This window comes from Microvirga sp. VF16 (assembly GCF_016864375.1).
In the GTDB taxonomy this organism is placed as follows: Bacteria; Pseudomonadota; Alphaproteobacteria; order Rhizobiales; family Beijerinckiaceae; genus Microvirga.
Genome location: NZ_CP069354.1, coordinates 3,763,177 through 3,787,931 on the forward strand (window position 1 = coordinate 3,763,177; position 24,755 = coordinate 3,787,931).

Sequence of the window (24,755 nt, forward strand, 5' to 3'; positions counted from 1 at the left end):
GACCGAAATCCTCATCACGCTAGGCCCAAATCGGCAAAAAATAGCTCTTTCCACGAGCACAGCCGGCCGAAGCCTTATTGGGTCGCCCTGGCGTCTCGGCGATAGGTCGCGTTGAGGCCCGACAGGGTCACGGTGGTTTCGTAGCCCTGGGCGTCGACAATGGTCCATTGCTTGAGTGCATTGGCCCGGCTGTCGAAGCGCAGGGTGATCTTCGAGGTGCCGCCCAGAGTCGCGCTGTCGTCGAAACGGACCGTGACGATGCCGTCGCGTCCCACCTGCACGTCGCGTACCTTGGTGTCGCGGGACAGGTCGATATTGTCCTGGACAAGGAATTTCAGAGGCGTCTGCCCGACGGGATAGACGTCGTTGGTGCCGAGCTTCTTGTCGCGGATCGCCACGTTGCGGCCGTCGGAGACCACCTCGAGGGTGCTCGGCGGGGCATAGGCGAAGTGGAACTGGCCCGGGCGGCGCATGGAGAGCGTGCCCTCGGCCTGCTGGCCATTCGGGTTCTTCTGCACGAAATAGGCCGACATCACATCGAGGCTGTTGAAATAGGCGTTGACCCGGTCGAGCGCCTCTTCGGGTGTGCGGGGTCCGGGCGGCGATGTCGGCGTCGGGGCGGTGGACGGCGCGGCGACGGAGGTCAGAGCGGGCGCCGCAGATTGAATCGGAGTGGATCGGGCAGGCTTCGGCGGCTCCGCCACCTTGGCCGGGGGCGGTGTGGCGGGTTTAGCCGGCTCGGCCGCCTGCACGGATGGCTCGGCCACGGGCTTCTGAGGCTCGGAGGCAGCTGGCTTGGCTTCCACCTTCTCGGAGGTCGGTGTGCGGGGCTGAGGCTCGGGCTTCGCTGCGGTTTGAGGCGCAGGCTGAGGCCGCGGCTGGGCTGCACGCTGCGGCGGCGTTTGAGGCTTCTGAACCGCCGCCGCTGGCTTAGGCGCCTGCTGCGGCTGCGCCTGAGCGCGCGGGGCCGCAGGCGGCTGGGGGACCGCCTGCGGTGCAGGCTGCTGCTGGGGAGCGTTGGTGGCAGGAGTCCCCGGCTTTTTGAAGATGCCGTCGAGGAAGCGCGTCAGAGGATCGGGGGGCTGCTGGGCAATGGCGGGAAAAGCGCATGAGAGAGCTAGAGCCAGACCGAGAATGCAACGCGAAGACAAATTGAGCATGACGCCACTGCTAACCTGAGAAATCATCGATGCCTGTGCGCAAAAGCACGGCGCAGCAATGGTTTATGGCTTCGATAAGAGGCTGAATGAAGGCAGCACCCTGTAGGCGAAAGCGAGTCGCGTCCAGACAGATCGCACCCTATGTCGGGGATCTCAAGCTGCATCCGCCAGTTCGTCCTCATCCGCCATGGGACGGGCTGGCGCAGGCCGGGGTTTGGGAGTACGCGGGCGGGACGGCTGCTTCTTTTTCCCCTTGGCGGGCTTCGCCTTGCCGCTCACCCCTTTCCACCAGCCCTGCCAGCTCCAGGCCCCTGCCCCCACTAGGCCATAGAAGAGGAGACCGGCCAGAACCCCGAGATGAGACAGGAAGATCGCCTGCTCGGCCTGGCGGTTCAGGCCGCCATAATCCCAGAAGCGATGCATCGTGCCGGTCGTCACCACCAAAGCGGCAATGAGAACGGAGGCACTCAGGCGCGGCGCGAATCCGAAGATCAGGGCCAGCGGCCCGAACACCTCGGCGAGGACGATCAGGGTCGCCACCACATCGCCATAGGGCATCCCCTTGAGGGTCAGCGTGGCGGCAAGCCCGGAAATATTCGAAAGGCGCCCAATGGCAGCCGGCAGAAAGCAGCCCGCCAGCAGCAGGCGGTTCAGCAGCAGAATCCCGTTGACGCCCGCTCCTCTGTCCTCGCCCATGCTTTTGCCCTCCACTCGCCTGCCTAGCGGCGCCGGGAATCGGCCGGCGCCTGACGAGCATTTGAGGCAGAGGTTCTTAACCCGCCCTTAGCGGCGGGCTGCGATCCACCAGACTTTAGAGCTTGAGATTTCTTTCCCGGAGCATCGTCTCCCACCGCAGGGTGTGTTCCACGATGGTGTCGAGATCGTCATGACGCGGGGCCCATCCCAATTTGGACCGGATGCGGGTCGAATCCGCCACGATGGTCACCGGGTCGCCCGCGCGCCGCGGCCCGATCCGCGCATCCACCGGCTTGCCCGAGACCCGCCGCACCGTCTCGATGACCTCGGAGACGGAATAGCCGTGCCCGTAGCCGCAATTCATGATGAGGCTTTCACCCCCACTATCGAGATGGGCCAGGGCCTGCATGTGAGCCGCGATCAGATCGCTCACATGGATGTAGTCGCGGATACAGGTGCCGTCTGGCGTCGGATAATCCGTGCCGAAGACTTCCATGTGGGACCGCATGCCGAGCGCCGTCTGAACCGCCACCTTGATCAGATGAGTGGCATTCGCCGTCGACTGACCATGGCGCATCAGCGGATCGGCGCCTGCGACGTTGAAATAGCGCAGGACCACGTAGCGCATATCATGGGCCGCTGCGATGTCCCGCAGCATCACTTCGGTCAGCTGCTTTGAGCTGCCGTAAGGTGACAGAGGACCCAAAGGCGCGTTCTCATCGATTGGCTTGTCGGAGGTGTCGCCGTAGACGGCAGCCGTGGACGAGAACACGAATTTCTTGATGCCGGCCGCAACAGCCGCAGCCATGAGCGAGCGGCTCTTGACGGTGTTGTTCAGATAATAGCCCAGCGGATCGGAGACGGATTCCGGTACCACGAGCTTAGCGGCGAAATGGGCGATGGCATCAATCTGATGCAGTTGAAGCGTCCGCAGAACCAACTCGTAATCGCCCACGTCGCCGACGACGAGAGGTACGCCGTCCGGAACCGACCAGCGGAAGCCGGTCGACAGGTTGTCGAACACGATCGGCTTATGGCCCGCATCGAGCAGGGCCAGATCCATATGGCCTCCGATATACCCTGCCCCGCCTGTTACGAGAACGTTCATGGGATCTCCTGAAAACCCTGCTTAACGTTTCACCATGCTGGCTTTATTGGCTCTAGATTTCTAGATCAAGTTGAGATCAAGGGAAGGCTAGCGGGTCGATTTTGAAAGGGTGCGGAATGGATGACCGCAAGGAATACTGGTGGGTTCAACATGAGGCTATGGTTCAGCCGGCCGAGGTCGAATTCGTCGGCGGCATTCCCGTGAGCTTCAGGTTCATCGGAATGGCCGACAGCATTCCCGCCGCATCGGCCGAGCTGATCGAGCGTCTGCCCGCTCCTCCGATGCCGGTCATCAGACCTCACATACCGCAACCACCGGCAACCGGACCGCAGCGAAGCGGTTCCTGGCTATGGCTCATCGGCATTCTTCTGCTGATCCTCGTCGCCCAATGCTCAGGGCAGCTTTACGACCTCATCAAATGAAGGCCTGTGCGCAGGCTTATCGATATAGGTATAGGGATACTATCAAAAAGGCTTCATCCCGTTTGAGGTAGGTCTATACTTCAACAGCATTACAGCTGTTCACGACACCCGATTCATTAACTCCGAATTGCCTCGCGCGTATAAAATAGATCCATTTCACTTTGCCGGATATGCCTATTTAATTCTGAGTAATCAGGCCGATACCGCAGAGGAAAACGCCCCGATGCTCATGACTTCAAGCGAGACGGAATCCGATCCCGTCTCGAAGATCCGGATGGATAACCTGCCCTTGCGGCAGAATCGTTTCTTCAGATCAATAACGACGCAGATCTGAACGCCGCCGCTCCGCTAGCGGCCATTTCAAGAACAATCGGCTTTCGCAATGCGCGCACCGGAGATGCTCTGGTGACGATGGCGCTCACGCACGCCCTCGCTCGCGCATCTCCAAACATGTAAGGATTTTCATAATGCCGACCATTTTGGTGACCAACCCGACGACCAATGCGGCGGACAACGTAGAGAAGATCAAGGCCGCCATCGAAGCAGCCCATCAGCAATATATGGCGGACCCTTCCGCGGGTCGGGTGACGGTCCAGCTCGCCGCGGGAACCTGGGTTGTCACGGGCGACAAGAACAACGCTTCGAAAGGTGCCATCGAGCTTCTCTCCGGGGTCGAGCTGACCGGCTCAGGCGTGCGTGAAACGGTCATCAAGCTCGAAGATGGCTTCAATGCGAGACTCAACGGCATCGTTCGCACCGCACTGGAGACAGTCGACAACGTCAAAGTCTCGAACCTCGTCATCGATGGCAACCGCGCCAACAATGTGGGTCACCAGGCAGGCTTCATTTGCGGCATCAAGGAAGATGGATCCGGTCGGACACAAACCAACATCACGATCGACGGTGTCGAGGTGATGAATTGTACGGCTTACGGAATCAACCCGCACGAGATCACGTATAATATGATCGTCAAGAACTCCATTGCTCACAACAATGGCCTCGACGGCTTCGTGGCGGATGCGGTCTTCGGCGGCGAATACGCAAACAACACTTCCTATGACAACGATCGTCATGGATTCAACATTCAAAACGAGACGAAGAATCTCATTCTGAGAGAAAATGTCGCATACGATAACGGCTACCGCTACATGTTCAACGGTGAGCTCGCCGGGGGCGCCGGTATCACCATTCAGCGCGGGAATATCCCTCCGGTCGGTTCGACGGTCATCCCATGGGTGTCCGACATCCAGATCATCGGCGGTTCATACTACAACAACGGAAAGGAAGGCATCCTCGTCAAACTGTCGGAGAAGATCACGATCACCGATGCCGATATCTTTGGCAACCAGCGACAGGGTGTGAGGATCGAAGGCTCAAAGAACGTGACTGTCGACGGGAGCCGGATCTACAACAACTCGCAGGAAGGCGACGGCCTTTACGACGAGGTCAATATTCGACTGCGTTTCGACGACGACTATTCCCAGCAGACCTACTATTCGCTCAACACGAAAATCATCAACAATCAGATCTACTCCGATGGCGCCATCAACGCCCGCTATGGTGTCCGGGAGGAGCCGACGAACGACGACAACGGGCCGACCAATACCTTCCTGCAGAACAACACGTTCTACGGCATGAATTCAGGATCCGTGTCCGTTCCGGGCTTTCTCAATCCTGTCGTCGGCACGGTCGGCAACGACTTTGTGCTGGGCACCGATGGCGGCGATGAGATGAGAGGTCTCGCCGGCAACGACGTCTACACGGTGAACCATTCGACCGACGTCGTGATCGAACAGGCGAGTGAAGGTGAGGACCACGTCGTTGCCTCCGTCAAGTTCACACTGGGCGCCAATGTCGAACACCTGACGCTGGTCGGGGCCGCTCCCATCAACGGCACGGGCAACGAACTTGCCAACAAGCTGACGGGCAATGCTGCCGTCAACGAACTGAAGGGCCTCGGCGGGAATGACATTCTCGACGGCGGCGCCGGTGATGACAATCTCCAGGGCGGCGACGGCAACGACATCTATTATGTTGATTCCGCCGGTGACGTGATCGTCGAGAAGGAAAACCTGGGCGCCGGCGGCACGGACACAGTCTACACCACGGCCAGCTACACGCTTTCGAAGGACGTCGAAAATCTTGTCTTGTCGGGCTCGGCCCACATCAATGCCATCGGCAATGCTTCTGCCAACGTTCTGACCGGAAATTCAGGCAACAACATTCTCGACGGTCAGGCCGGCGCCGACCTCATGACAGGCGGATTGGGGAACGACACCTACTACGTCAATCATTCCGGCGACACCGTCGCCGAGAATGCCGACGGCGGCACGGATACGGTCTACAGTTCCATTTCCTATGTGCTTGCCCCGAATGTCGAGAACCTCATCCTCCAGGGCTTCGCCGCTCTCAACGGGACAGGCAACACCCTCGCCAACTTCATTGTCGGCAATGATGGAGCCAACAAACTTTCGGGTGGGCTTGGAAATGACACGCTCCAGGGCGGGCTCGGAGACGATACCATTGATGGCGGAGCCGATACCGACACGGTGGTCTATGCAGGCACGCGCGCCAGCTACGCGCTAAACGGCACTCTCGTAGATCGAACCGTGTCCAGCGCTGAGGGCGCAGATACGCTCAAGAATGTCGAAATTATCCAGTTCTCCGACGGTCGCCTCGTCGGCGAGGTGTGGCAGCCGGGTGTCGTCCTGCCCAATAATCCTGGCAATCCGAACACGCCCAGCAATCCCAGCAATCCTGCAATCCCAGTCGAGACCCGTGTCGGCTCGTCACGATCCGAAAACCTTCTCGGCAATGAAAACATCAACTTCATCAAGGGAATGGGCGGCAATGACGTGATCATGGGCCGTGGGGCGGACGACAGGCTCTATGGTGGCTCCGGAAACGACTCAATCAATGGCGGTGCAGGCCACGATCGTCTCTACGGCGATGCCGGAAAGGACAGAATTTCCGGAAGCACCGGCGACGACACCATCTACGGCGGCGCCAGCAACGATACGCTCTACGGCAATTCAGGCTGGGACACGTTCGTCTTCAATACCAGGTTGGGAACGGCGAAGACCGATCGCGCATACAACTTCGACTCAGTCAAGGATTTCAACGTCACGTTCGACAGCTTCTGGCTCGACAACGCCGTCTTCAAGAAGCTCGGAAGCGGGATATCATCCAACCCGAAGCAACTGAACAAGGAGTTCTTCGTCACAGGCACCAAGGCGCGTGAGAAGGACGACTACCTCATCTACAACAAGAAGACCGGCGTTCTCAGTTACGACGCCGACGGGTCGGGCTCCAAGGAGGCCGTGGAATTCGCGCAACTCTCCAAGAATCTCAAGCTGGCCTACAAGGACTTCTTCGTCATCTGATTACTCGGATCGAAAGAAGGCCCCGGCGCAGGCGCGGGGCCTTCTCATTCTGACCTGCTTGAGCAGAACCACTCGCTGAAACCGCCCTCAGCGGACGGCGGCGAGACGCACCGGCTCGCGGCTGCGTATCTGCTCGACTCGCTGACTCAGCACAGCCGAGAGCTGTGCGGCAGCCGTCGAGGCGCGTTCGCGCACGGCAGCATCCACGAGCGTGCCATCGATGAAATTACTCTCGCTCGCATAGACGGCGGTCGGAATGGTAAGCGCTTCGAAGAAGCCGAAGAGCGGGCGCAGATAATGCTCGACCACGAGGGCATGGCGCAATCCGCCGCCTGTGGCGGTCAGCAGAACGGGCACATCCTTCAGGGCATCTGGCTCGACGAGATCGAACAGGTGCTTGAACAGGCCCGTATAGGATCCCTTGAAGACGGGCGTTCCGACGATTAGGGCATCCGCGGTCTCGATATCTTTGAGAACACGCGCGGCATCCGGCGGCAATTGTGAGCGCGAGAAGGCAGCGCCCAGCCCGGATCCGATCTCCACCAGATCGTGGACAATGAAGTCGATCGATCTTGTCCGCCCGATCTCGGCTCCGAGAACTTCGACAAGAGACCGTGTCTTCGAGGGACGGCGAAAGCTGCCGGCGATGCCGACGATCCGAGGGTGCGCCATGGGAGGAACCCTTTCTGATACGATGAGCAAGGCCTCGCTCTGAGCAACGGATCAATTTTCCGTCACCAGCCTGCGCCGACCATGGAACTAACGTCAGGTTCATCCGGCAAATCCGCTCTGTCAATTCGAATGTTCGTTTAAACGAACAGAAAAGAAGGATTTTCTCTTTTCGGGCACTTCGGGAGATTTCGATTGTCAGGGCGAGAATGGATGCGGGGCCCCCTTAGGGAGACTTAAACCCTTGGGACCAAAGGCAGTGGATTGAAGTTGAATGAAGAGAACGGCAGGTGACAATCCACATAATGATCTGTAAGGACGCTTCTGTTTCACATCAAAAAAGAAACAAATAATCTATTTTACATTAGAAAGATGCAAAATGGCCGCGCATGGAGCCCTCGACCTGATCGGAGGAACTCCTCTCATGGAGGTGACGACTCTGGATACCGGTCCCTGCAAGCTCTTCCTCAAGCTTGAGAGTGCCAACCCCAGCGGATCGATCAAGGACCGTCCCGCGCGCGCCATGATCGAGGCGGCGGAAGCCGATGACCGCCTGAAGCCGGGCGGCACCATCGTCGAGGCGACCGCCGGCAATACCGGGGTCGGGCTGGCGCTGGTGGGCGCGAGCAAAGGCTATCGCACTCTCCTCGTGGTGCCCGACAAGATGTCTCGGGAGAAAGTTCTCCATGCCAAGGCCCTGGGCGCCGAGGTCGTTATCACCCGCTCCGATGTCGGCAAGGGCCACCCAGATTATTACCAGGACCTCGCTCAGGCGATCACAAACAGGACGCCTGGCGCGGTCTACATCAATCAGTTCGAAAACCCCGCCAACCCAGCGGCTCACGAGGCGAGCACCGGCCCTGAGATCCTGGAAGGAATGGACGGCGACGTGGATGCCGTCGTGGTCGGCGTCGGCTCGGGCGGCACGCTCACGGGAGTCGGTCGATATCTCAAGAAGGCCTCGCCCAAGACGATCATGGTGCTGGCCGATCCGGTAGGATCGGTCCTCGCCCCACTGGTCGAAACCGGGCAGATGACCGAGGCTGGATCATGGGCCGTTGAAGGTATCGGCGAGGATTTCGTGCCGCCGAATTGCGACCTCTCCTTGGTGAAGAAGGCCTATTCCATTGGCGATAAGGAGAGCTTCTCGGCCGCGCGCGAATTGCTCCGCAAGGAAGGCATTCTGGCAGGCTCGTCCTCGGGCACACTGCTGGCCGCGGCCCTGCGCTATTGCCGCGAGCAGACCGAGCCGAAGCGGGTCGTCACCCTCGTCTGCGACACGGGCGCCAAATATCTGTCGAAGGTGTTCAACGATGCCTTCATCGCACAGGAAGGCTGGCTCGATCGCAAGATGACCGGCACGGCGCGCGACGTGGTGATCAATCCCTTCGGCGAGGGCGCCACCATCTTCGTCTCGCCGAATGAGACCCTGCGCTCCGCCTTCGCCCGCATGCGCTCCTCCGACATCTCGCAGTTGCCGGTAATCGAGGACGGGCACGTGGTCGGGCTGATCGACGAAAGCGACATCCTCGACGCGCTCGTCGCCAACGAGAATGCGCCGCAAAGCGTGTTCAACAAGCCGGCGCGTGACGTGATGGTGACGCGCCTCAAGACCATTGCCGCCGATGCTCCCGTCAAGAAGCTTCTGCCGCTCTTCGCCGCCGGCCTCGTGCCGGTGATCATGGATGGCGATTCCTTCGTCGGCCTCGCCACCCGCATCGACCTCATCAACTTCTACCGGATCCATCCATAATGACTGCCCGCAACCAGCTCGATTTCGCCACCCGCTGCATCCATGCGGGCCAGTCGCCGGATCCCACTACCGGCGCGGTGATGATGCCGATCTACGCCACCTCGACCTTCGCGCAGGAGAGCCCCGGCGTTCACAAGGGCTTCGAATATGCCCGCTCGCAGAACCCGACCCGCATGGCTTTCGAGCGCTGCATCGCGGATCTCGAGGGTGGCTCGGCGGCCTTCGCTTTCTCCTCAGGACTCGCGGCAAGCGCCACCGTGCTCGACATGCTGGAGCAAGGCTCGCACGTCGTCGCCTCCGACGATCTCTATGGTGGCACGCGCCGCCTCTTCGAGCGCGTGCGCAAGAAGTCGGCCGGACTTGAGATTACCTATGTCGATCTCGGCAACCCCGATGCAGTGAAGGCGGCCCTGCGTCCGAACACCAAGCTCGTCTGGGTCGAGACGCCCACCAATCCGCTCCTGAAACTTGCCGATCTCGAAGCCATTGCGGCCGCAACGCGCGGACATGGCACGTGGCTCGTCGCTGACAACACCTTCGCGAGTCCTTATGTGCAGCGACCGCTCGAATTCGGCTTCGACATCGTGCTGCATTCCACCACGAAATACCTCAACGGCCATTCCGACATGGTCGGCGGCGTGGTGATCGTGGATCAGAACCAGGAGGTTCGCGAGAAGATCGCGTTCCTGCAGAACGCAGTCGGCTCCGTCTCCGGCCCCTTCGACAGCTTCCTGGCCCTGCGCGGTCTCAAGACGCTTTCGCTGCGGATGGAGCGGCACTGCACCTCGGCGCTCAAGATCGCCCAGTTCCTCGAATCCCATCCGGGCGTGGACGGCGTGATCTATCCGGGCCTCGCCTCGCATCCCCAACATGAACTTGCCAAGCGTCAGATGCGCGGCTTCGGTGGCATCATCACCGCCCGCATCAAGGGCGGCCTCGATGGTGCAACGCGTTTCCTGGAGCGCTGCCAGCTCTTCACGCTCGCTGAGAGTCTGGGCGGAGTGGAAAGCCTGATCGAGCATCCGGGGATCATGACCCATGCCTCCGTGCCGCCGGACGTACGGGCCGAGCTCGGCATCGACGATGGCCTCGTGCGCCTGTCGGTCGGCATTGAGGATGCGGACGACCTCATTCAAGATCTGCGCTCGGCTTTGGCTTAAGAGCCAGCTTGATTGACTGCATGTCATCACCGGCCTTGTGCCGGTGATCTCGCTTTGAGAGGTAACGCTGCTGTCATTCCGGGGCCGCGCAGCGGAGCCCGGAATCCATAAACACGACGTCTCAGGAAAGAGTGAGCAGCGTTGCGCCTCTGTCTGCAACGTTAGCGGTTATGGATTCCGGGCTCTCGCTACGCTCGCCCCGGAATGACAGTGGGAGCCGGGGATGACACGCTCCATTCACGCCACCGGCGAGAACCGTCCCACGAGCTGATGCCTGTCGCCGGGATAGGTGATGCGCGCCTCGGTCACGAAGGCACCCGCCTGCCAAGTGCGTCGCTCCAGCACGAGACAGGCCGTTCCCGTTTGAATCTGCAGACGCTTCGCCATCACGCTGTCGGCATTGACGGCGCGCACGATGTGCTCCGCATCCGTCCATGGCACGCGTCGCAACAGCCAGGTTCCCGGCGGATCGTCCTTGAACGTCTCCTCGTCGGCTTCGGGTACAGTGGCGAGGTTGATCAGGCGCTGCTCGAAGGCCTGCGGCACGTCGTCCATGACGTGAAGCGTGGAGAGGCAGAGCATCTTGGTCCCCGCGGGCAAACCGATCCGCTGCGCGGCGGCGGCATCGATGGGCTCGATGGCACGATACAGGATCTTGAAGCGGTATTCGGTGCCGGCGCGTGCCGCCTCAAGGGCGAAATCCTGGATCTGCAGCACGGCCTGCTGGTTGCTCGGCTCCGCCACCACCGAGCCTGCCCGGCGCCGGCGCGTGATGAGGCCGTTGGCGGCGAGAGTCGAGAGCACCTTGTTCACCGTCATGCGCGAGCAGCCGTATTCGGCCATCAACTCGTGCTCAAACGGGATGCGGTAACCTGGCGCCCATTCGCCGGACATGATCTTGGCCTCGATATCGTCGCGGATGCGCTGGTGAAGATGTTTCATGCCGAACGACGTTTCTCTTAAACCAGGATGCGGGCCAAGGCGCGCTCATAGCGAGTGCGGATTGCCTCGCGATGAAGATGCCGGCCACTCCTTACCACAGGCTTGCCGGCTACGAACACTGTATCGATGGCAGCCGTGCCGGTCACGAACACGTAAGAGTCGATCCAGCGGTCTCCTGAAACGGCGGAGAGATCTGGATGAGCAGCATCGAGCACTACGAGATCGGCCCGATACCCTGCCGCAATGGCGCCGATGCGCCGGCCGAGCGCTTGGGCTCCGCCCGACAGTGCCTTGTCATAGAGACTGCGCCCGGTCGACTGGCCTTCCCGCTCGGCCAGCACGTTGCGGGCGCGGTGTTTGAGGCGCTGGCTGTATTCGAAAAGCTTGAGCTCTCCCGGAGCCGAGATCTCGATGTTGGAATCGGACCCGACGCCGAAGCAGCCTCCGGCGCCGAGATAGTCGACACCTTCAAAGATGCCGTCGCCGAGATTGGCCTCGGTGATCGGGCACAGGCCCGCCACCGCGCCACTATTGGCGATGTTCTTGACTTCCTGCGCATCGAGATGCGTCGCATGGATCAGGCACCAGCGCTTGTCGACGGGCGCGTGATCGAGCAGCCATGCGACCGGACGCTGCCCGGACCAGGCGAGGCAATCCTCGACCTCCTTCACCTGCTCAGCGATGTGGACGTGAATCGGCCCCTCGCCCGCCATCGCGACGACGTCGCGCAGGCTCTCGGGCGTCACCGCGCGCAGACTGTGCGGCGCGATGCCGACGACGGCATCCTCGAGGCCTGCGACGGCCTTACGGGCGCCTTCGAGCAGGCGCGCATAAGTCTCGACATCGTTGATGAAGCGCCGCTGCCCCTCTGCAGGCGCCGTGCCGCCGAAGCCTCCCTGCGCATAAAAGACCGGCAGCAGCGTCAGCCCCATGCTGGTCTCCCGCGACGCGGCAGCGATGCGGTGGGAGAGTTCCGCGATGTCGGCATGGGGGCGACCGTTCACATCGTGATGGAGGTAATGGAACTCGGCGAGCGCGGTGAAGCCACCCTCGAGCATTTCCATCATCGCGAAGGCCGCGATCGCCTCGACATCGTCCGGCGTGAGGGAACCGAGGAACCGGTACATCACCTGTCGCCAAGTCCAGAAGCTGTCCCCTTCCGGCCCGCGGGTTTCGGCAAGGCCCGCCATGCCACGCTGGAAGGTGTGGCTGTGCAGATTGGGCAATCCGGGCAGCGCAATTCCGGTGATTCGCTCGCGCCCCTCGGCGGAGGCATTCGGATGGACAACCGTGATCGTTCCGCTTTCGATGTCGATTCCGACATTCTTTGCCCAGCCCTCCGGGAGAAGGGCGTGATCGAGGATGAGCCTACGCATTGCTGTCACCTTTGCTGCGGATCGGCCTGAGCATCGGAAGCCGCCAAAAAGCCATTCCAACGCCCAATCATCAAAAACCGATCGAATAAGTCTAGACATTACCGATTAATTGCGATTATGTATAGACATTATCGAAACCTCACCGGAGCAGAAACATGCGCTTCGACCGGGTCTGGCTCAATGCTCGCCTTGCTACGCTTACCGGCAACGGTCTGGGGATTGTCGAGCATGGAGCCGTTGCCGCCAAGGATGGCCGGATTGCCTTCGCTGGGCCCGAACGGGACCTTCCGACCGGCTGGGACGCCGCCGAGCGGATCGATTGCGAAGGACGATGGATCACTCCCGGGCTCGTCGATTGTCACACGCATCTCGTCTATGGCGGCGACCGGGCGCATGAATTCGAGCTGCGCTTGAAAGGCGCGAGCTATGAGGAGATCGCCAGGGCCGGCGGCGGCATCGTCTCCACCGTGAAGGCGACCCGCGCGGCGACCGAGGATGAGCTTGTGGCGAGCGCCCTGCCCCGCCTCGATCACCTCATCGCCGAGGGCTGCACCACCATCGAGATCAAGTCGGGCTACGGCCTCAATCTGGAAACCGAGGCTCGCTCCTTACGCGCCGCGCGACGCCTCGCCGAGGAACGTCCGATTTCCGTCACCACCACCTTCCTCGGCGCCCACGCCCTGCCGCCGGAGGTGAACGGCGACAAGGATGCCTTCATCGACAAGATCTGCCGTGAGATGCTGCCGGTGCTCGCCCGCGATGGGCTGGCCGATGCGGTCGATGCCTTCTGCGAAGGCATCGCGTTTTCTCCTGAACAGACGGCGCGCGTGTTTGACGCCGCGAAGGCACATAATCTCGCAATCAAACTCCACGCCGACCAGCTTTCCAACCTGCATGGAGCCAAGCTCGCAGCCGATTACGGCGCTCTCTCGGCCGATCATCTCGAATACACGGATGGGGATGGCGCTGTCGCCATGGCGAAGGCCGGCACGGTCGCCGTGCTGCTGCCCGGTGCCTTCTACATGCTGCGCGAGACGAAAGTGCCGCCGATCGCCGCCTTCCGCAAAGCCGGCACACGCTTGGCGCTGGCGACCGATTGCAATCCCGGCACCTCGCCGCTGACCTCGCTTCTGCTCACCATGAACATGGGCGCGACTCTGTTCCGCATGACTGTCGAGGAATGCATCGCCGGCGTCACGCGCGAGGCTGCGCGTGCGCTGGGTCAACTCGATGAAATCGGCACGCTGGAGACGGGCAAGTCCTGCGATCTCGCCATCTGGAACATCGAACGCCCTGCGGAACTCGTCTACCGCATCGGATTCAACCCGCTTCACGCCCGCGTCTGGAGAGGACAGTGACCAAAACAGTAACACTTCATCCCGGCTCCGTTGCCTTGGCCGATTGGGCCCAAGTCTATCTCGGCGCAGAGATAGCGCTCGATCAGGATTGCCGCGCCGCCATCGAGGCCGGGGCGAGGACCATCGAGGCCATCGTCGCCAACGGCGAGCCGGTCTATGGCATCAATACCGGCTTCGGAAAGCTCGCCAGTGTGCGCATCGGCACGGCCGATCTCGCGACACTCCAGCGCAACATCGTGCTCTCGCACGCGGCCGGCGTCGGCGATCCCTTGCCGCCTTCCGTCGTGCGCCTCGTGATGGCGCTCAAGCTCGCGAGCCTCGCACAAGGGGCATCGGGTGTGCGCTGGTCCACCATCGAGCATCTCACGGCCTGTCTGAAGGCGAACCTCGTTCCCGTCATTCCGGGTCAGGGTTCGGTCGGTGCCTCGGGTGATCTTGCGCCGCTTTCCCACATGACGGCGGCCCTCATGGGCGTCGGCGAGTTCTTCGTCGATGGAGCGCGCCTGCCGGCAGAAGCGGCTCTCGCACGCGCAGGTCTTTCGCCGCTCGTTCTCGGCCCGAAGGAAGGCTTAGCCCTTCTCAATGGCACGCAGGTCTCGACCGCCCTGGCGCTGGCTGGCCTGTTCGAGGCCGAGCGCGTGTTTCAGTCCGCGCTCGTCACCGGAGCGCTCGCGACCGATGCCGCCAAAGGCTCGGATGGTCCGTTTGATGAGCGTATCCAGAAGCTGCGGCGCCACCGCGGGCAGATCGAAGTTGCCGCCTCCCTCCGCACTCTGATGCAGGGAAGCGCCATCCGCGCCTCGCACCTCACCAACGATGATCGCGTGCAGGATCCCTACTGCCTGCGCTGCCAGCCGCAGGTGATGGGTGCGGTGCTCGATCTGCTGCGTCAGGCGGGCGAAACGCTCGGCACGGAAGCGAACGGCGTCTCAGACAACCCGCTCGTCTTCTCGGAAACCGGCGAGGTCATCTCCGGCGGCAACTTCCATGCCGAGCCGGTGGCCTTCGCCGCCGACATGATCGCCATGGCGCTGTGCGAGATCGGCTCTCTCGCCGAGCGGCGCATCGCCATGCTGGTCGACCCAGCCTTGTCGGGCCTTCCGGCTTTCCTTACGCCGAAGCCCGGGCTCAATTCCGGCTTCATGATCCCACAGGTGACGGCCGCTGCCCTCGTTTCCGAGAATAAGCAGCGCGCCTATCCGGCGAGCGTCGACTCGATCCCGACCTCTGCCAATCAGGAAGACCATGTCTCCATGGCGACCCATGGCGCACGTCGGCTCCTGCCGATGGCGGCGAACACAGCCAATGTGATCGGCATCGAGCTTCTCGCCGCCGTCCAGGGCTGCGACTTCCACGCGCCGATGCAATCGAGCGAGCGTCTGGAGCGTGCCCGCGCGCTGCTGCGTTCGAAGGTGCCCCATCTCGATGACGACCGGCATATGGCGCCCGATATGGAGCAGGCCACGGCTCTCGTTGTTTCCGGCGCTCTGTCGGAAGCCGCCGGTGTCGACGCGTTGCCGCTCGTGACGGATGAGGCGGCGTGATGAGTCATCCAGACTGGCTCACCGTCACCCGCGGCGATGCGCCCCTCGTTGTCAGCCTGCCGCATACGGGCACCGAGATCCCGGCCGCGTATGAACGTGGCCTCGTCTCGCCCTGGCTCGCGCGCAAGGATGCGGATTGGTGGATCGAGCGGCTCTACGATTTCGCTCCCTCGCTCGGCGCCACCGTGATCCGAACGACGATCTCCCGCACGGTGATCGACGTGAACCGCGATCCGTCCGGCATCTCTCTCTATCCGGGCCAGGCGACGACCGAGCTTTGTCCCACCACCACCTTCGACGGCGAGCCGCTCTACGAGCCTGGAACCGAGCCGAGTACCGAGGAAATCGCCGAGCGTCGTACCCGTTTCTTCGATCCGTATCACGCAACACTCCGCGCCGAGATCGAGAGGCTGCGGGCACGGCATGACACTGTCGTTGTCTACGATTGTCACTCGATCCGCTCGGTCATTCCGCGCCTGTTCGACGGCACCCTGCCCCATTTCAACATCGGCACCAATGGCGGCACCACCTGCGCGCCTGCCTTGAGTGACGCCATTGAAAAAATCTGCTCCGGCAGCGGCTTCAGCCATGTGGTCAATGGCCGCTTCAAGGGCGGCTATATCACGCGCAGCCTTGGGCATCCTGAGGCCGGTGTTCATGCCGTCCAGATGGAGCTCGCCTGCCGCGGCTACATGAAGGAGCCGCTCGGCCCCGTCGCCGAGGACAAGTGGCCGACGCCTTACGACGAGCATTATGCAGCACCCATGCGTGCGGCGCTGACCCTCATTCTCCAGACCTGTCTCACTTTCACCCAATCCAAAGCCTGACCCGAGGATCCGTCCCATGACCCGCATCGACAACGCCCGCGTGATCCGCGCCCCCCACGGCACCGAATTGTCGGCCAAGAGCTGGCTGACTGAGGCGCCCCTGCGCATGCTGATGAACAACCTCGACCCCGACGTTGCAGAGAGGCCCGGCGAGCTCGTCGTCTATGGCGGCATCGGCCGCGCCGCGCGCGACTGGGAGAGCTTCGACCGCATCGTAGCGGCGCTGAAGAACCTTAATGATGACGAGACGCTGCTCGTGCAGTCGGGCAAGCCGGTCGGCGTGTTCCGCACACACCCGGACGCGCCACGCGTGCTGATCGCCAATTCCAACCTCGTGCCGCACTGGGCCACCTGGGACAAGTTCCATGAGCTCGATCGAAAGGGGCTCATGATGTACGGCCAGATGACGGCCGGCTCCTGGATCTATATCGGCACGCAGGGCATCGTGCAGGGCACCTACGAGACCTTCGTGGAGGTGGGCCGCCAGCACTACAACGGCGATCTCTCCGGCCGCTGGATCCTCACCGCAGGGCTCGGCGGCATGGGCGGCGCGCAGCCTCTCGCCGCCACCATGGCGGGCGCTTCCTGCCTGGCGGTGGAATGCCAGCCGAGCCGCATCGAGTTTCGTCTGCGCACGGGCTATGTCGACCAACGCGCCGACACCCTCGACGAGGCGCTGGCCATCATCGAGCAATCCTGCCGCGACAAGAAGCCGGTTTCGGTCGGCCTCCTCGGCAATGCCGCCGAGATCTTCCCCGAGATCTACCGGCGTGGCATCCGCCCCGATGCAGTCACCGACCAGACCTCGGCACACGATCCCATCAATGGCTATCTGCCGAAGGGCTGGACGCTTAGCGAGTGGGAAGCCAAGCGCGAGAGCAATCCCAAAGCCGTGGAACACGCCGCCAAGCAATCCATGGCCGAGCACGTGCGCGCCATGCTCGACTTCCACAAGGCCGGCGTTCCGACCCTCGACTACGGCAACAACATCCGCCAGATGGCGAAGGAGGAAGGCGTCGACAACGCCTTCGACTTCCCGGGCTTCGTGCCGGCCTATATCCGTCCGCTCTTCTGCCGCGGCATCGGCCCGTTCCGCTGGGCCGCGCTCTCGGGCGACCCGGAGGATATCTACAAGACCGACGCCAAGGTGAAGGAGCTGCTGCCCGACAACAAGCATCTGCACAACTGGCTCGACATGGCGAAGGAGCGCATCAAGTTCCAGGGCCTGCCCGCGCGCATCTGCTGGGTGGGTCTCGGCGACCGGCATCGCCTCGGCCTCGCCTTCAACGAGATGGTGGCCAAGGGCGAGCTGAAGGCGCCCATCGTGATCGGTCGCGACCATCTCGATTCCGGCTCGGTCGCAAGCCCGAACCGCGAGACGGAAGCCATGAAGGACGGCTCGGATGCGGTCTCCGACTGGCCGCTCCTCAACGCACTCCTCAACTGCGCGTCCGGCGCGACCTGGGTGTCGCTGCATCATGGCGGCGGCGTCGGCATGGGCTTCTCGCAGCATTCAGGCATGGTGATCGTCTGCGACGGCACGCCGGAAGCGGCCAAGCGCGTCGAGCGCGTGCTCTGGAACGATCCGGCCACCGGCGTCATGCGCCACGCGGATGCGGGCTACGACATCGCCATCGACTGCGCCCGCGAGCACGGCCTCAATCTGCCGAGCCTGCGCTGATGGCGGCGCGGATTATCCGCAACGCGGATCTCGTCCGCGTTCCGTGGAAGAACGGCGGCGGCACCACCGCGGAGGTCGCCGCCTTTCCGGAAGGCTCGAGTTTCGAGACCTTCGGCTGGCGCATCAGCATGGCGGATGTCGCCTCCGACGGACCCTTCTCGGCCTTTCCCGGGATCGACCGCACGCTGATCGTCGTCGAGGGCGAGGGCATCGAGCTCGATGTGGAGGGCATCGCCTATCCGCTCGACAAAACGTCTCCCAAGCTCTCCTTCTCCGGCGACGACATCACCACAGGCCGACTGCTCTCCGGCGCGATCCGCGATCTCAACGTGATGACCCGGCGCGGCGAGTTCCGGCAGCGGACGCGGTTCGTCGAGTCGGGTGTCGCGTTGCTGTCGGAGGACACGAGCGTCGCGTTTCTCGTCCCGCTCGACGCCCCCTTCGACGTGACGCTCGATTCGACGATCCATTCGCTCCAGGTGCTTGATACGCTGATGCTGGAGGCGACGCAGGAGCTGATCCTGCTCTCCGGGAGCGGGCGGGCGATCCTCGTCGAGATTGCCCCCGGTGTATCGTAGGAGCGCAAATTTTGGTGCGCGATGCCCAAAACAGCGGCAGGTCAAAATGTCTATACATTTGACATTGCCGTTCGGGCATGGTGCCATTCGCCCGCTCGATTTGAAGAACGCCCGACACGCGAAACATGAGAAACCTTCCAGAGGGCGCGGTCGGCGGAACGAGACAGGAATTTGGATAGAACGGAGGCTGTAATGAAGGCGGTATTGGGTGGTTTGGCCGTGTTGGCGCTGGCGGTCGGATCCGCCTCGGCGCAGGAAACGAAGGTGGCTGTCGGCATCTCGGGCTGGACGGGCTTTGCGCCCCTGACGCTCGCGAAGGAGGCCGGCATCTTCAAGAAGAACGGCCTCGACGTCACGATCAAGAAGGTGCCGCAGGCGAGCCGCCACCTCGCGATCCAGTCTGGCGATATCCAATGCGCCGCCACCACGGTGGAGACTTGGATCGTGTGGAATGCGAATGGCGTACCCACCAAGCAGATCTTCCAGCTCGACAAGAGCTACGGCGCCGACGGCATGGTGGTGAAGAACGACATCGCCTCGATCAAGGACATCAAGGGCAAGCAGGTGGCGGCCTCAGCGCCCGGCACGTCGCCTTATTTCGCGCTCGCCTGGATGCTGAAGAAGAACGGGCTGTCCGTGAAGGACGTGACGGTCGTCAACATGGAGCCGGGCCCTGCCGCCCAGGCTTTTATCGCGGGGCAGAACGATGCGGCGATGACCTACGAGCCTTATCTTTCCTCCGTGCGCGCCGCGCCGCAATCCGGCAAGATCATCGCCACGACGCTCGATTATCCGATGGTGATGGATACCTTCGGCTGCACGCCGAAATTCCTCGCCGACAACCCGAAGGCCGCCAAGGCCTTCGCCGACAGCTATTTCGAAGCCCTCGACATGATCGCCAAGGATCAGGCGAAGGCCTACGAGATCATGGGCGCGGACGTGAAGCAGACGGGCGAGGCCTTCGGCAAGTCGGCTCAGTTCCTGCGCTGGCAGGATCGCGAAGCCAACAAGAAGTTCTTCGCCGGCGAATTCAAGACCTTCTCGAACGAGGCGGCCGACCTGTTGCTTGAGACGGGTATCATCAAGCAGAAGCCGGACATGGAAGCGCTGGCCGATACCAGCTTCATCCAGTAGTGACCTCACCGCGGCGATGGCTCGTTTTCTTGCGGGCCATCGCCTTTCATTTTCTCAGGAGCACTATCCGGCACGCCGTGTCCGGATGACAGAACAGATCCTTCATGCCTCGTCCTCTCGAACCGGTCAGCCAGAGCACGCGCGTCACGCTCGGCATTTCGTTCTTCATTCTCTTCTTTGCAGCATGGGCCTTCGCGACGCTGGGCGGATTCGTGTCGCGCACCTTCCTCGCCGATCCAATCACCATGATGCAGGACGGCTGGCTGCTGCTCACCCGCTTCGGTTTCCTAGGCGATATCGGCATCACGGTTTGGCGCGTCGTCGGCGGCTTCATCCTTGCGGCCATTGTCGCCGTGCCGCTCGGCATCATGATGGGCGCCTATAAATCCTTCGAGGCGTTCCTTGAGCCCTTCGTGTCCTTCGCACGCTATCTGCCAGCCTCGGCCTTCGTGCCGCTGCTCATCCTCTGGGCCGGCATCGGCGAGATGCAGAAGCTCCTCGTCATTTTCATCGGCTCCGTCTTTCAGATCATTCTCATGGTCGCCGTTGCGGTGGGCAACACGCGCCGCGACCTCGTCGAGGCCGCCTATACGCTGGGCTCGAAGGATCGGGGTGTGGTCAAGCGCGTGCTCATCCCCGCCAACGCGCCGGAGATCGCCGAGATCCTGCGCCTCGTGCTCGGTTGGGCCTGGACCTATGTGATCGTGGCGGAACTCATCGGCTCCTCGTCCGGCATCGGCCACATGATCATCGACAGCCAGGCGCTGCTTGCGACAGGCCAGATGATCTTCGGCATCATCGTCATCGGCATCATCGGCCTGATTTCCGACTTCCTGTTCAAGGCCGCCAACCGCAAGCTCTTTCCCTGGAGGCTCGCATGACGAAGACGATCCTCCAGATCGACGATGTCTCGCGCGTGTTTCCCGGCGTGCGTGGCGGCGCACCGGTGCGTGCGCTCGAGCCCACGAACCTGCAGGTGGCGCAGAACGATTTCATCACGATCCTCGGCCCCTCCGGCTGCGGAAAATCCACGCTCCTGCGCATCGTCGCCGGCCTCGACCGCCCGAGCAATGGGCGCGTGCTGCTCAACGGCCGCGAGATCAAAGGCCCCGGTGCCGACCGTGGCATGGTGTTCCAATCCTACACCCTCTTTCCCTGGCTCACGATTGCGGAAAACATCGCCTACGGCCTGCGCGAGAAGGGCGTTCCGAAAGCGGAGCGCCAGGACATCGTCGCCTCCTATACCGAGAAAGTGGGCCTGCGCGGCTTCGAGAACCATTATCCCAAGCAGCTCTCCGGCGGCATGCAGCAGCGCACGGCGATTGCTCGCGCGCTTGCCAACGATCCGGAAATTCTGCTCCTCGACGAGCCCTTCGGCGCCCTTGACAACCAGACCCGCGGGCTGATGCAGGAATTGCTGCTCGGCATCTGGGAGCGCGAGCAGAAAACCGTGCTCTTCGTGACCCACGACATCGAGGAAGCGATCTTCCTCGCCTCGCGTGTCATCGTCATGTCGGCCCGCCCCGGCCGCATCAAGGCCGACATCCCCGTCGACCTGCCGCATCCCCGTCACTACACCATGAAGACGACACCGGAATTCTCGGCCCTGAAGGCGCAGCTGACGGAAGAGATCCGCGTGGAAGCGATGCAGGCGGAAGGCGTGCATTAATTCGCTGCGCCTATGACATAAGGCATTTGCGGTACTCTTCCGGGTGAATTGACGCTTCCGCCCTCTTCAGGCGACGCTTCGTGTCTCCGATACGGGGAAGGCACGATGTTCAAGCGCCTGTTAGCCGGGTCCATCCTGATCGCCAGCGGCACGCCGGCCATGGCGGATATTCTCATCGATCAAGCCATGATCACGGCTGGTGAGCTGCGCATCGTCGGTCGATTGAGCAAACCGCGGCAGGTATCGATCTTCCTCGACGAACGGTTCGAGACGAAAGCGGATGCCAACGGTCGCTTCACCTTCCGGATCGCCTATCATCCCGCCACGTGCATCGTGAACCTTCAGGCAGAGACCGAGCAGCGGCAGGCGGTCATCGGCTTCTGCGGTCAGCGCGGCCCGGACGGATCGGGCACAGCACAGCAATCCGCCGCCGCTGCATCTGTCCAGCCTGGGCCCGTGGGACCGCCCGGTCCTCAAGGAGAACCCGGCCGCGACGGAGCGCCAGGTCCGCAGGGTGCTGCGGGACCGGAGGGGCCTCAAGGTCCGCAAGGAGCCGCCGGCCCTCCAGGACCGCGCGGCGAGCCCGGACCGGCCGGTCCGGTGGGAGCGCAAGGGCCTGCTGGGCCTCCCGGGAATATGGAAGCACGTGCCGTCCCTGAAGGGCAGCCAGGTCCCGCGGGGCCCGCAGGAGCTACCGGGCCCGAAGGCCCGGCGGGTCCTCCCGGTCCGCAGGGGCCCCAGGGTCTTGCAGGCCATCAGGGACCGCAGGGGCCCCAGGGTGTTCCGGGGCCGCGAGGCGAACCCGGACCCGCCGGCCCACCCGGCTCGATCGGGCAGCCTGGTCCTGTGGGAGCGGAAGGGCCGATTGGGTCCGTGGGACCTGCCGGACCTCCAGGACCGCAGGGGATCGCCGGAGCCATCGGCCCCATCGGACCTCCGGGCCCCATTGGGCCCATCGGTCCAGCCGGCCTCACGGGTCCTGCCGGGCCTCCCGGTCCCTTGGGTCCGGAGGGAAAGATGGGTCCGGAAGGCAAGGCGGGACTGGCAGGAACGATCCTGCGCGTCTTCGTCCAGGAATGTGCTTCCCAGGGCCGATGCATGGCGCGCTGCGACCAGGACGAATACCCGATCAACGGCACATGCAACCGCGGCGACCGTCTCGATATGGATGAAGTCGGCGTGTATTGCTTCTCTACGAGTGAGAGCCCGAAGGGTATGATTGCTCGGGCGATCTGCGCGAAGAAGTGAACCGCTCGGGACGGAGAGAGCGGCCGGCTGAGAATCCCGTCACGCGCTAGCACATCGTGCGGAAAAGTGGACCCGGTTTTCCGCGCCCGACGATGCGCCACTTAAGGGATTAGCATCGGATCGATCCCAAAAGTGGAGTCCACTTTTGGGTCCGATGCTCTAAGAGCCTCAGCCCACGAGGCTCGGAGCAAAGGTGCTGTTGAGCGGATGCGGGTTCCAAGTGCTGTCGGATGACGACACGACTTTGAGTGCACCGAACCAGCGATGCCTGAAGCGCGTTGCGGTCCTCAGGTCGTCGAAACCCACCAAGCCCCACTCATCGAGCAGGTGATAGAAGTCCCAGGCACTTCCCTGCTCGTCGAGCCATCGGACAACTTCATGGTTCAGATCTCGCCCGCTCTCGTTCCAGACACGCCAATCATTGACCATGAAGACATGAGGCCAGAGCCTCGAATAGGCATCGACACCGTAGCACGCGGACGACACCATTTCCTCGTCGCGCCACGTCGCGACAATGCTCTTCTTCAGTTGGTCCAAATCCGTCATCGCCCGTGTCTCAGATTGTGCAATCGCGCACCTGGACTGCATTCCGAAGCTCGTAATAGCATATAGGTGTAACCCAAGAGTAGTAGAGAAGATCCTTCAATGTGTCGCATCTAGGTCGAGCCTGCTGGCGACAGATCCAATACGTCGGACGCGTCCCTATTCGTCTATGGAAATGGTCCTAAGATCGCCTCTTACTCGAAAGCGGTAGCAAGACTAAGAATATCAATGACTTCTATCTGCTCATAAGTGGTAATCCCAAAGAGTCGGGGAACGAATGCCTCTCTTGGTACCTATCTGGTTAATAGGTGCAGGGAGAACTTGCATGACGCCAAACCAGGTTGAGCTTGTCGCGCAGGCGTTTTACGCTGCCGAGCATTCCGGCGACTGGGACGACGCTCCCGAGCTCCTGCAGGAGCAGTTCAGGGATCTGGCCCGCACGGCCATCACGCTCCTGCAACAGCAGATCTCCCACTGCCGGGCATCCCTCATGCGGACGAAGATGTCCGAGCCCGCGCATGAGAAGGAAGCAGCTCAACTTCTGTCCTGATTGCCATGGCGGCAGCATTAACGTCTCCCGTTGGAGACATGGAGCCCTCGATCCTTTTGTGGCATTGCGTCACCTCGTGTGACGAGCTACAGCGCCCTATCCATTCATAGGGGGCAGCAATGGCGACACTCACGTGGAACGGCTCGTTCGGGTTCAACCTAGCCGACCTCGATCTGAGCAATCTTGCTTATGGGATCGACTACACCCAAACCTCGACCCACTTTGTCGTCAAATACAATTACAGCGGCTCCACGCGGGATGAATTCCGGGGCTCCGGCTTCACCTATAATGTCGATGGTGTTCCGACAGGGGGTGTCGTCACCAGCTATGCGTCCTACGATCTCGGCCGGAAGGTCGGCTCGATCGATGGCGCATCGATTGCCGTGACAACTTTGGCGAATGCGGCCGCGACCGGTTCGAGCTCGGACGACCTCAAAGTTTTCCGATCCGTTCTCTCCGGCAGCGACAGGATCACGGGCGGCAGCTACAGCGACAAGCTGGAAGGCTTCGGCGGCAATGACGTCCTGTATGGACGGCAAGGTGCGGACAGACTCTATGGCGGCTCCGGTGCCGATGCGTTCACGTTCAAGTCCGTCAGGGACAGCGCTGTCGATGCAGGCGAGCGCGACACGATCCAGGACTTCTCGGCCTCCCAGAAGGACAGGGTCGACCTGCGCTCCATCGACGCCAAGACAACCGTTGCCGGCAACCAGGCTTTCACCTTCATCGGCCGCAACGACTTTCACGACAAGGCTGGCGAGCTGCGCTACGAGAAATATGGTAGCGGCGTCCTGATCAGCGGCGACGTCAATGGCGACGGCAATGCGGACTTTTCGATCCACATGAAGAATATCGCCAGCATCTCCAAATCCTACTTCGTGCTCTGATCCCTTCGGGCACGAAGGTTTAATAAGGCATTCATAGTGAAAGGCGGCCCTGAATGGAGCCGCCTTT

General features: G+C 62.1%; 22 protein-coding genes. 15 read left to right on the forward strand and 7 right to left on the reverse strand.

The genetic code is table 11. The features are described from left to right. Positions 1-74 precede the first annotated feature (74 nt). From JO965_RS17545 to galE, 3 genes are all read right to left on the reverse strand, one after another. On the reverse strand, positions 75-1,160 hold the full coding sequence (locus JO965_RS17545) for an outer-membrane lipoprotein carrier protein LolA (protein ID WP_203440290.1): 1,086 nt from the start codon (positions 1,158-1,160) through the stop codon (positions 75-77). Between the two features lie 153 nt (positions 1,161-1,313). Beyond that, complete coding sequence (locus JO965_RS17550) at positions 1,314-1,856, reverse strand: DoxX family protein (protein ID WP_203440291.1); 543 nt, start codon at positions 1,854-1,856, stop codon at positions 1,314-1,316. 115 nt (positions 1,857-1,971) lie between these two features. Next, positions 1,972-2,964, reverse strand: a complete 993-nt coding sequence (gene galE, locus JO965_RS17555; RefSeq protein ID WP_203440292.1) for a UDP-glucose 4-epimerase GalE — start codon at positions 2,962-2,964, stop codon at positions 1,972-1,974. 116 nt (positions 2,965-3,080) lie between these two features. Between galE and JO965_RS17560 the strand changes: the two genes are divergently transcribed. Beyond that, complete coding sequence (locus JO965_RS17560; protein WP_203440293.1) at positions 3,081-3,386, forward strand: hypothetical protein; 306 nt, start codon at positions 3,081-3,083, stop codon at positions 3,384-3,386. A gap of 467 nt (positions 3,387-3,853) precedes the next feature. After that, the gene (locus JO965_RS17565) at positions 3,854-6,769 is read left to right on the forward strand and encodes a right-handed parallel beta-helix repeat-containing protein (protein WP_203440294.1); all 2,916 of its coding nucleotides are present in this window, start codon (positions 3,854-3,856) and stop codon (positions 6,767-6,769) included. 87 nt (positions 6,770-6,856) lie between these two features. On the opposite strand, the gene msuE is transcribed toward JO965_RS17565, so the two are convergent. Further along, complete coding sequence (gene msuE / locus JO965_RS17570; RefSeq protein ID WP_203440296.1) at positions 6,857-7,441, reverse strand: FMN reductase; 585 nt, start codon at positions 7,439-7,441, stop codon at positions 6,857-6,859. A 376-nt stretch (positions 7,442-7,817) separates the two neighbouring features. On the opposite strand from msuE, the gene JO965_RS17575 reads away from it, so the two are divergent. Both JO965_RS17575 and JO965_RS17580 read left to right on the forward strand, forming a co-directional pair. Next, positions 7,818-9,191 carry a cystathionine beta-synthase gene (locus tag JO965_RS17575; RefSeq protein ID WP_203440297.1) on the forward strand — a complete coding sequence of 458 codons (1,374 nt, stop codon included), beginning with the start codon at positions 7,818-7,820 and terminating at the stop codon, positions 9,189-9,191. Further along, positions 9,191-10,351 carry a cystathionine gamma-synthase gene (locus JO965_RS17580; RefSeq protein WP_203440298.1) on the forward strand — a complete coding sequence of 387 codons (1,161 nt, stop codon included), beginning with the start codon at positions 9,191-9,193 and terminating at the stop codon, positions 10,349-10,351. Before JO965_RS17575 ends, JO965_RS17580 begins: the two co-directional genes overlap by 1 nt. Before the next feature lie 237 nt (positions 10,352-10,588). On the opposite strand, the gene hutC is transcribed toward JO965_RS17580, so the two are convergent. Both hutC and JO965_RS17590 read right to left on the reverse strand, forming a co-directional pair. Then, entirely contained in the window at positions 10,589-11,293 is a 705-nt protein-coding gene (hutC, locus tag JO965_RS17585; RefSeq protein WP_203440299.1) for a histidine utilization repressor, read from the reverse strand. A 17-nt stretch (positions 11,294-11,310) separates the two neighbouring features. Continuing rightward, positions 11,311-12,669 (reverse strand): formimidoylglutamate deiminase, encoded by a 1,359-nt coding sequence (locus tag JO965_RS17590; RefSeq protein WP_203440300.1) that lies wholly within the window; start codon positions 12,667-12,669, stop codon positions 11,311-11,313. A gap of 155 nt (positions 12,670-12,824) precedes the next feature. On the opposite strand from JO965_RS17590, the gene hutI reads away from it, so the two are divergent. From hutI to JO965_RS49195, 9 genes are all read left to right on the forward strand, one after another. After that, positions 12,825-14,027 (forward strand): imidazolonepropionase, encoded by a 1,203-nt coding sequence (gene hutI / locus JO965_RS17595; protein WP_203440301.1) that lies wholly within the window; start codon positions 12,825-12,827, stop codon positions 14,025-14,027. Continuing rightward, the gene (hutH, locus tag JO965_RS17600) at positions 14,024-15,571 is read left to right on the forward strand and encodes a histidine ammonia-lyase (protein WP_203440302.1); all 1,548 of its coding nucleotides are present in this window, start codon (positions 14,024-14,026) and stop codon (positions 15,569-15,571) included. The genes hutI and hutH overlap by 4 nt, the downstream gene beginning before the upstream one ends. Then, positions 15,571-16,398: an N-formylglutamate deformylase gene (gene hutG / locus JO965_RS17605; protein WP_203440303.1), complete on the forward strand. Its 828-nt coding sequence runs from the start codon at positions 15,571-15,573 to the stop codon at positions 16,396-16,398. The genes hutH and hutG overlap by 1 nt, the downstream gene beginning before the upstream one ends. Before the next feature lie 16 nt (positions 16,399-16,414). Then, positions 16,415-18,079: a urocanate hydratase gene (hutU, locus tag JO965_RS17610; RefSeq protein ID WP_203440304.1), complete on the forward strand. Its 1,665-nt coding sequence runs from the start codon at positions 16,415-16,417 to the stop codon at positions 18,077-18,079. Further along, complete coding sequence (locus JO965_RS17615) at positions 18,079-18,657, forward strand: HutD family protein (RefSeq protein WP_203440306.1); 579 nt, start codon at positions 18,079-18,081, stop codon at positions 18,655-18,657. Before hutU ends, JO965_RS17615 begins: the two co-directional genes overlap by 1 nt. Positions 18,658-18,849: 192 nt before the next feature. Further along, on the forward strand, positions 18,850-19,791 hold the full coding sequence (locus JO965_RS17620; protein ID WP_203440308.1) for an ABC transporter substrate-binding protein: 942 nt from the start codon (positions 18,850-18,852) through the stop codon (positions 19,789-19,791). A 104-nt stretch (positions 19,792-19,895) separates the two neighbouring features. Continuing rightward, positions 19,896-20,672 (forward strand): ABC transporter permease, encoded by a 777-nt coding sequence (locus JO965_RS17625; protein ID WP_203440310.1) that lies wholly within the window; start codon positions 19,896-19,898, stop codon positions 20,670-20,672. Then, complete coding sequence (locus JO965_RS17630; protein WP_203440311.1) at positions 20,669-21,460, forward strand: ABC transporter ATP-binding protein; 792 nt, start codon at positions 20,669-20,671, stop codon at positions 21,458-21,460. The genes JO965_RS17625 and JO965_RS17630 overlap by 4 nt, the downstream gene beginning before the upstream one ends. A 105-nt stretch (positions 21,461-21,565) precedes the next feature. Further along, positions 21,566-22,708, forward strand: a complete 1,143-nt coding sequence (locus tag JO965_RS49195; RefSeq protein ID WP_203440312.1) for a collagen-like protein — start codon at positions 21,566-21,568, stop codon at positions 22,706-22,708. 168 nt (positions 22,709-22,876) lie between these two features. On the opposite strand, the gene JO965_RS17640 is transcribed toward JO965_RS49195, so the two are convergent. Continuing rightward, a complete protein-coding gene (locus JO965_RS17640) occupies positions 22,877-23,254 on the reverse strand; it encodes a hypothetical protein (protein WP_203440314.1) in 378 nt (125 codons plus the stop codon). Between the two features lie 322 nt (positions 23,255-23,576). Between JO965_RS17640 and JO965_RS17645 the strand changes: the two genes are divergently transcribed. Together JO965_RS17645 and JO965_RS17650 are read left to right on the forward strand one after the other, a co-directional pair. Further along, complete coding sequence (locus JO965_RS17645; protein ID WP_203440316.1) at positions 23,577-23,801, forward strand: hypothetical protein; 225 nt, start codon at positions 23,577-23,579, stop codon at positions 23,799-23,801. A 119-nt stretch (positions 23,802-23,920) separates the two neighbouring features. After that, positions 23,921-24,688 carry a calcium-binding protein gene (locus tag JO965_RS17650; protein WP_203440317.1) on the forward strand — a complete coding sequence of 256 codons (768 nt, stop codon included), beginning with the start codon at positions 23,921-23,923 and terminating at the stop codon, positions 24,686-24,688. The last annotated feature ends 67 nt before the right edge of the window (positions 24,689-24,755 follow it).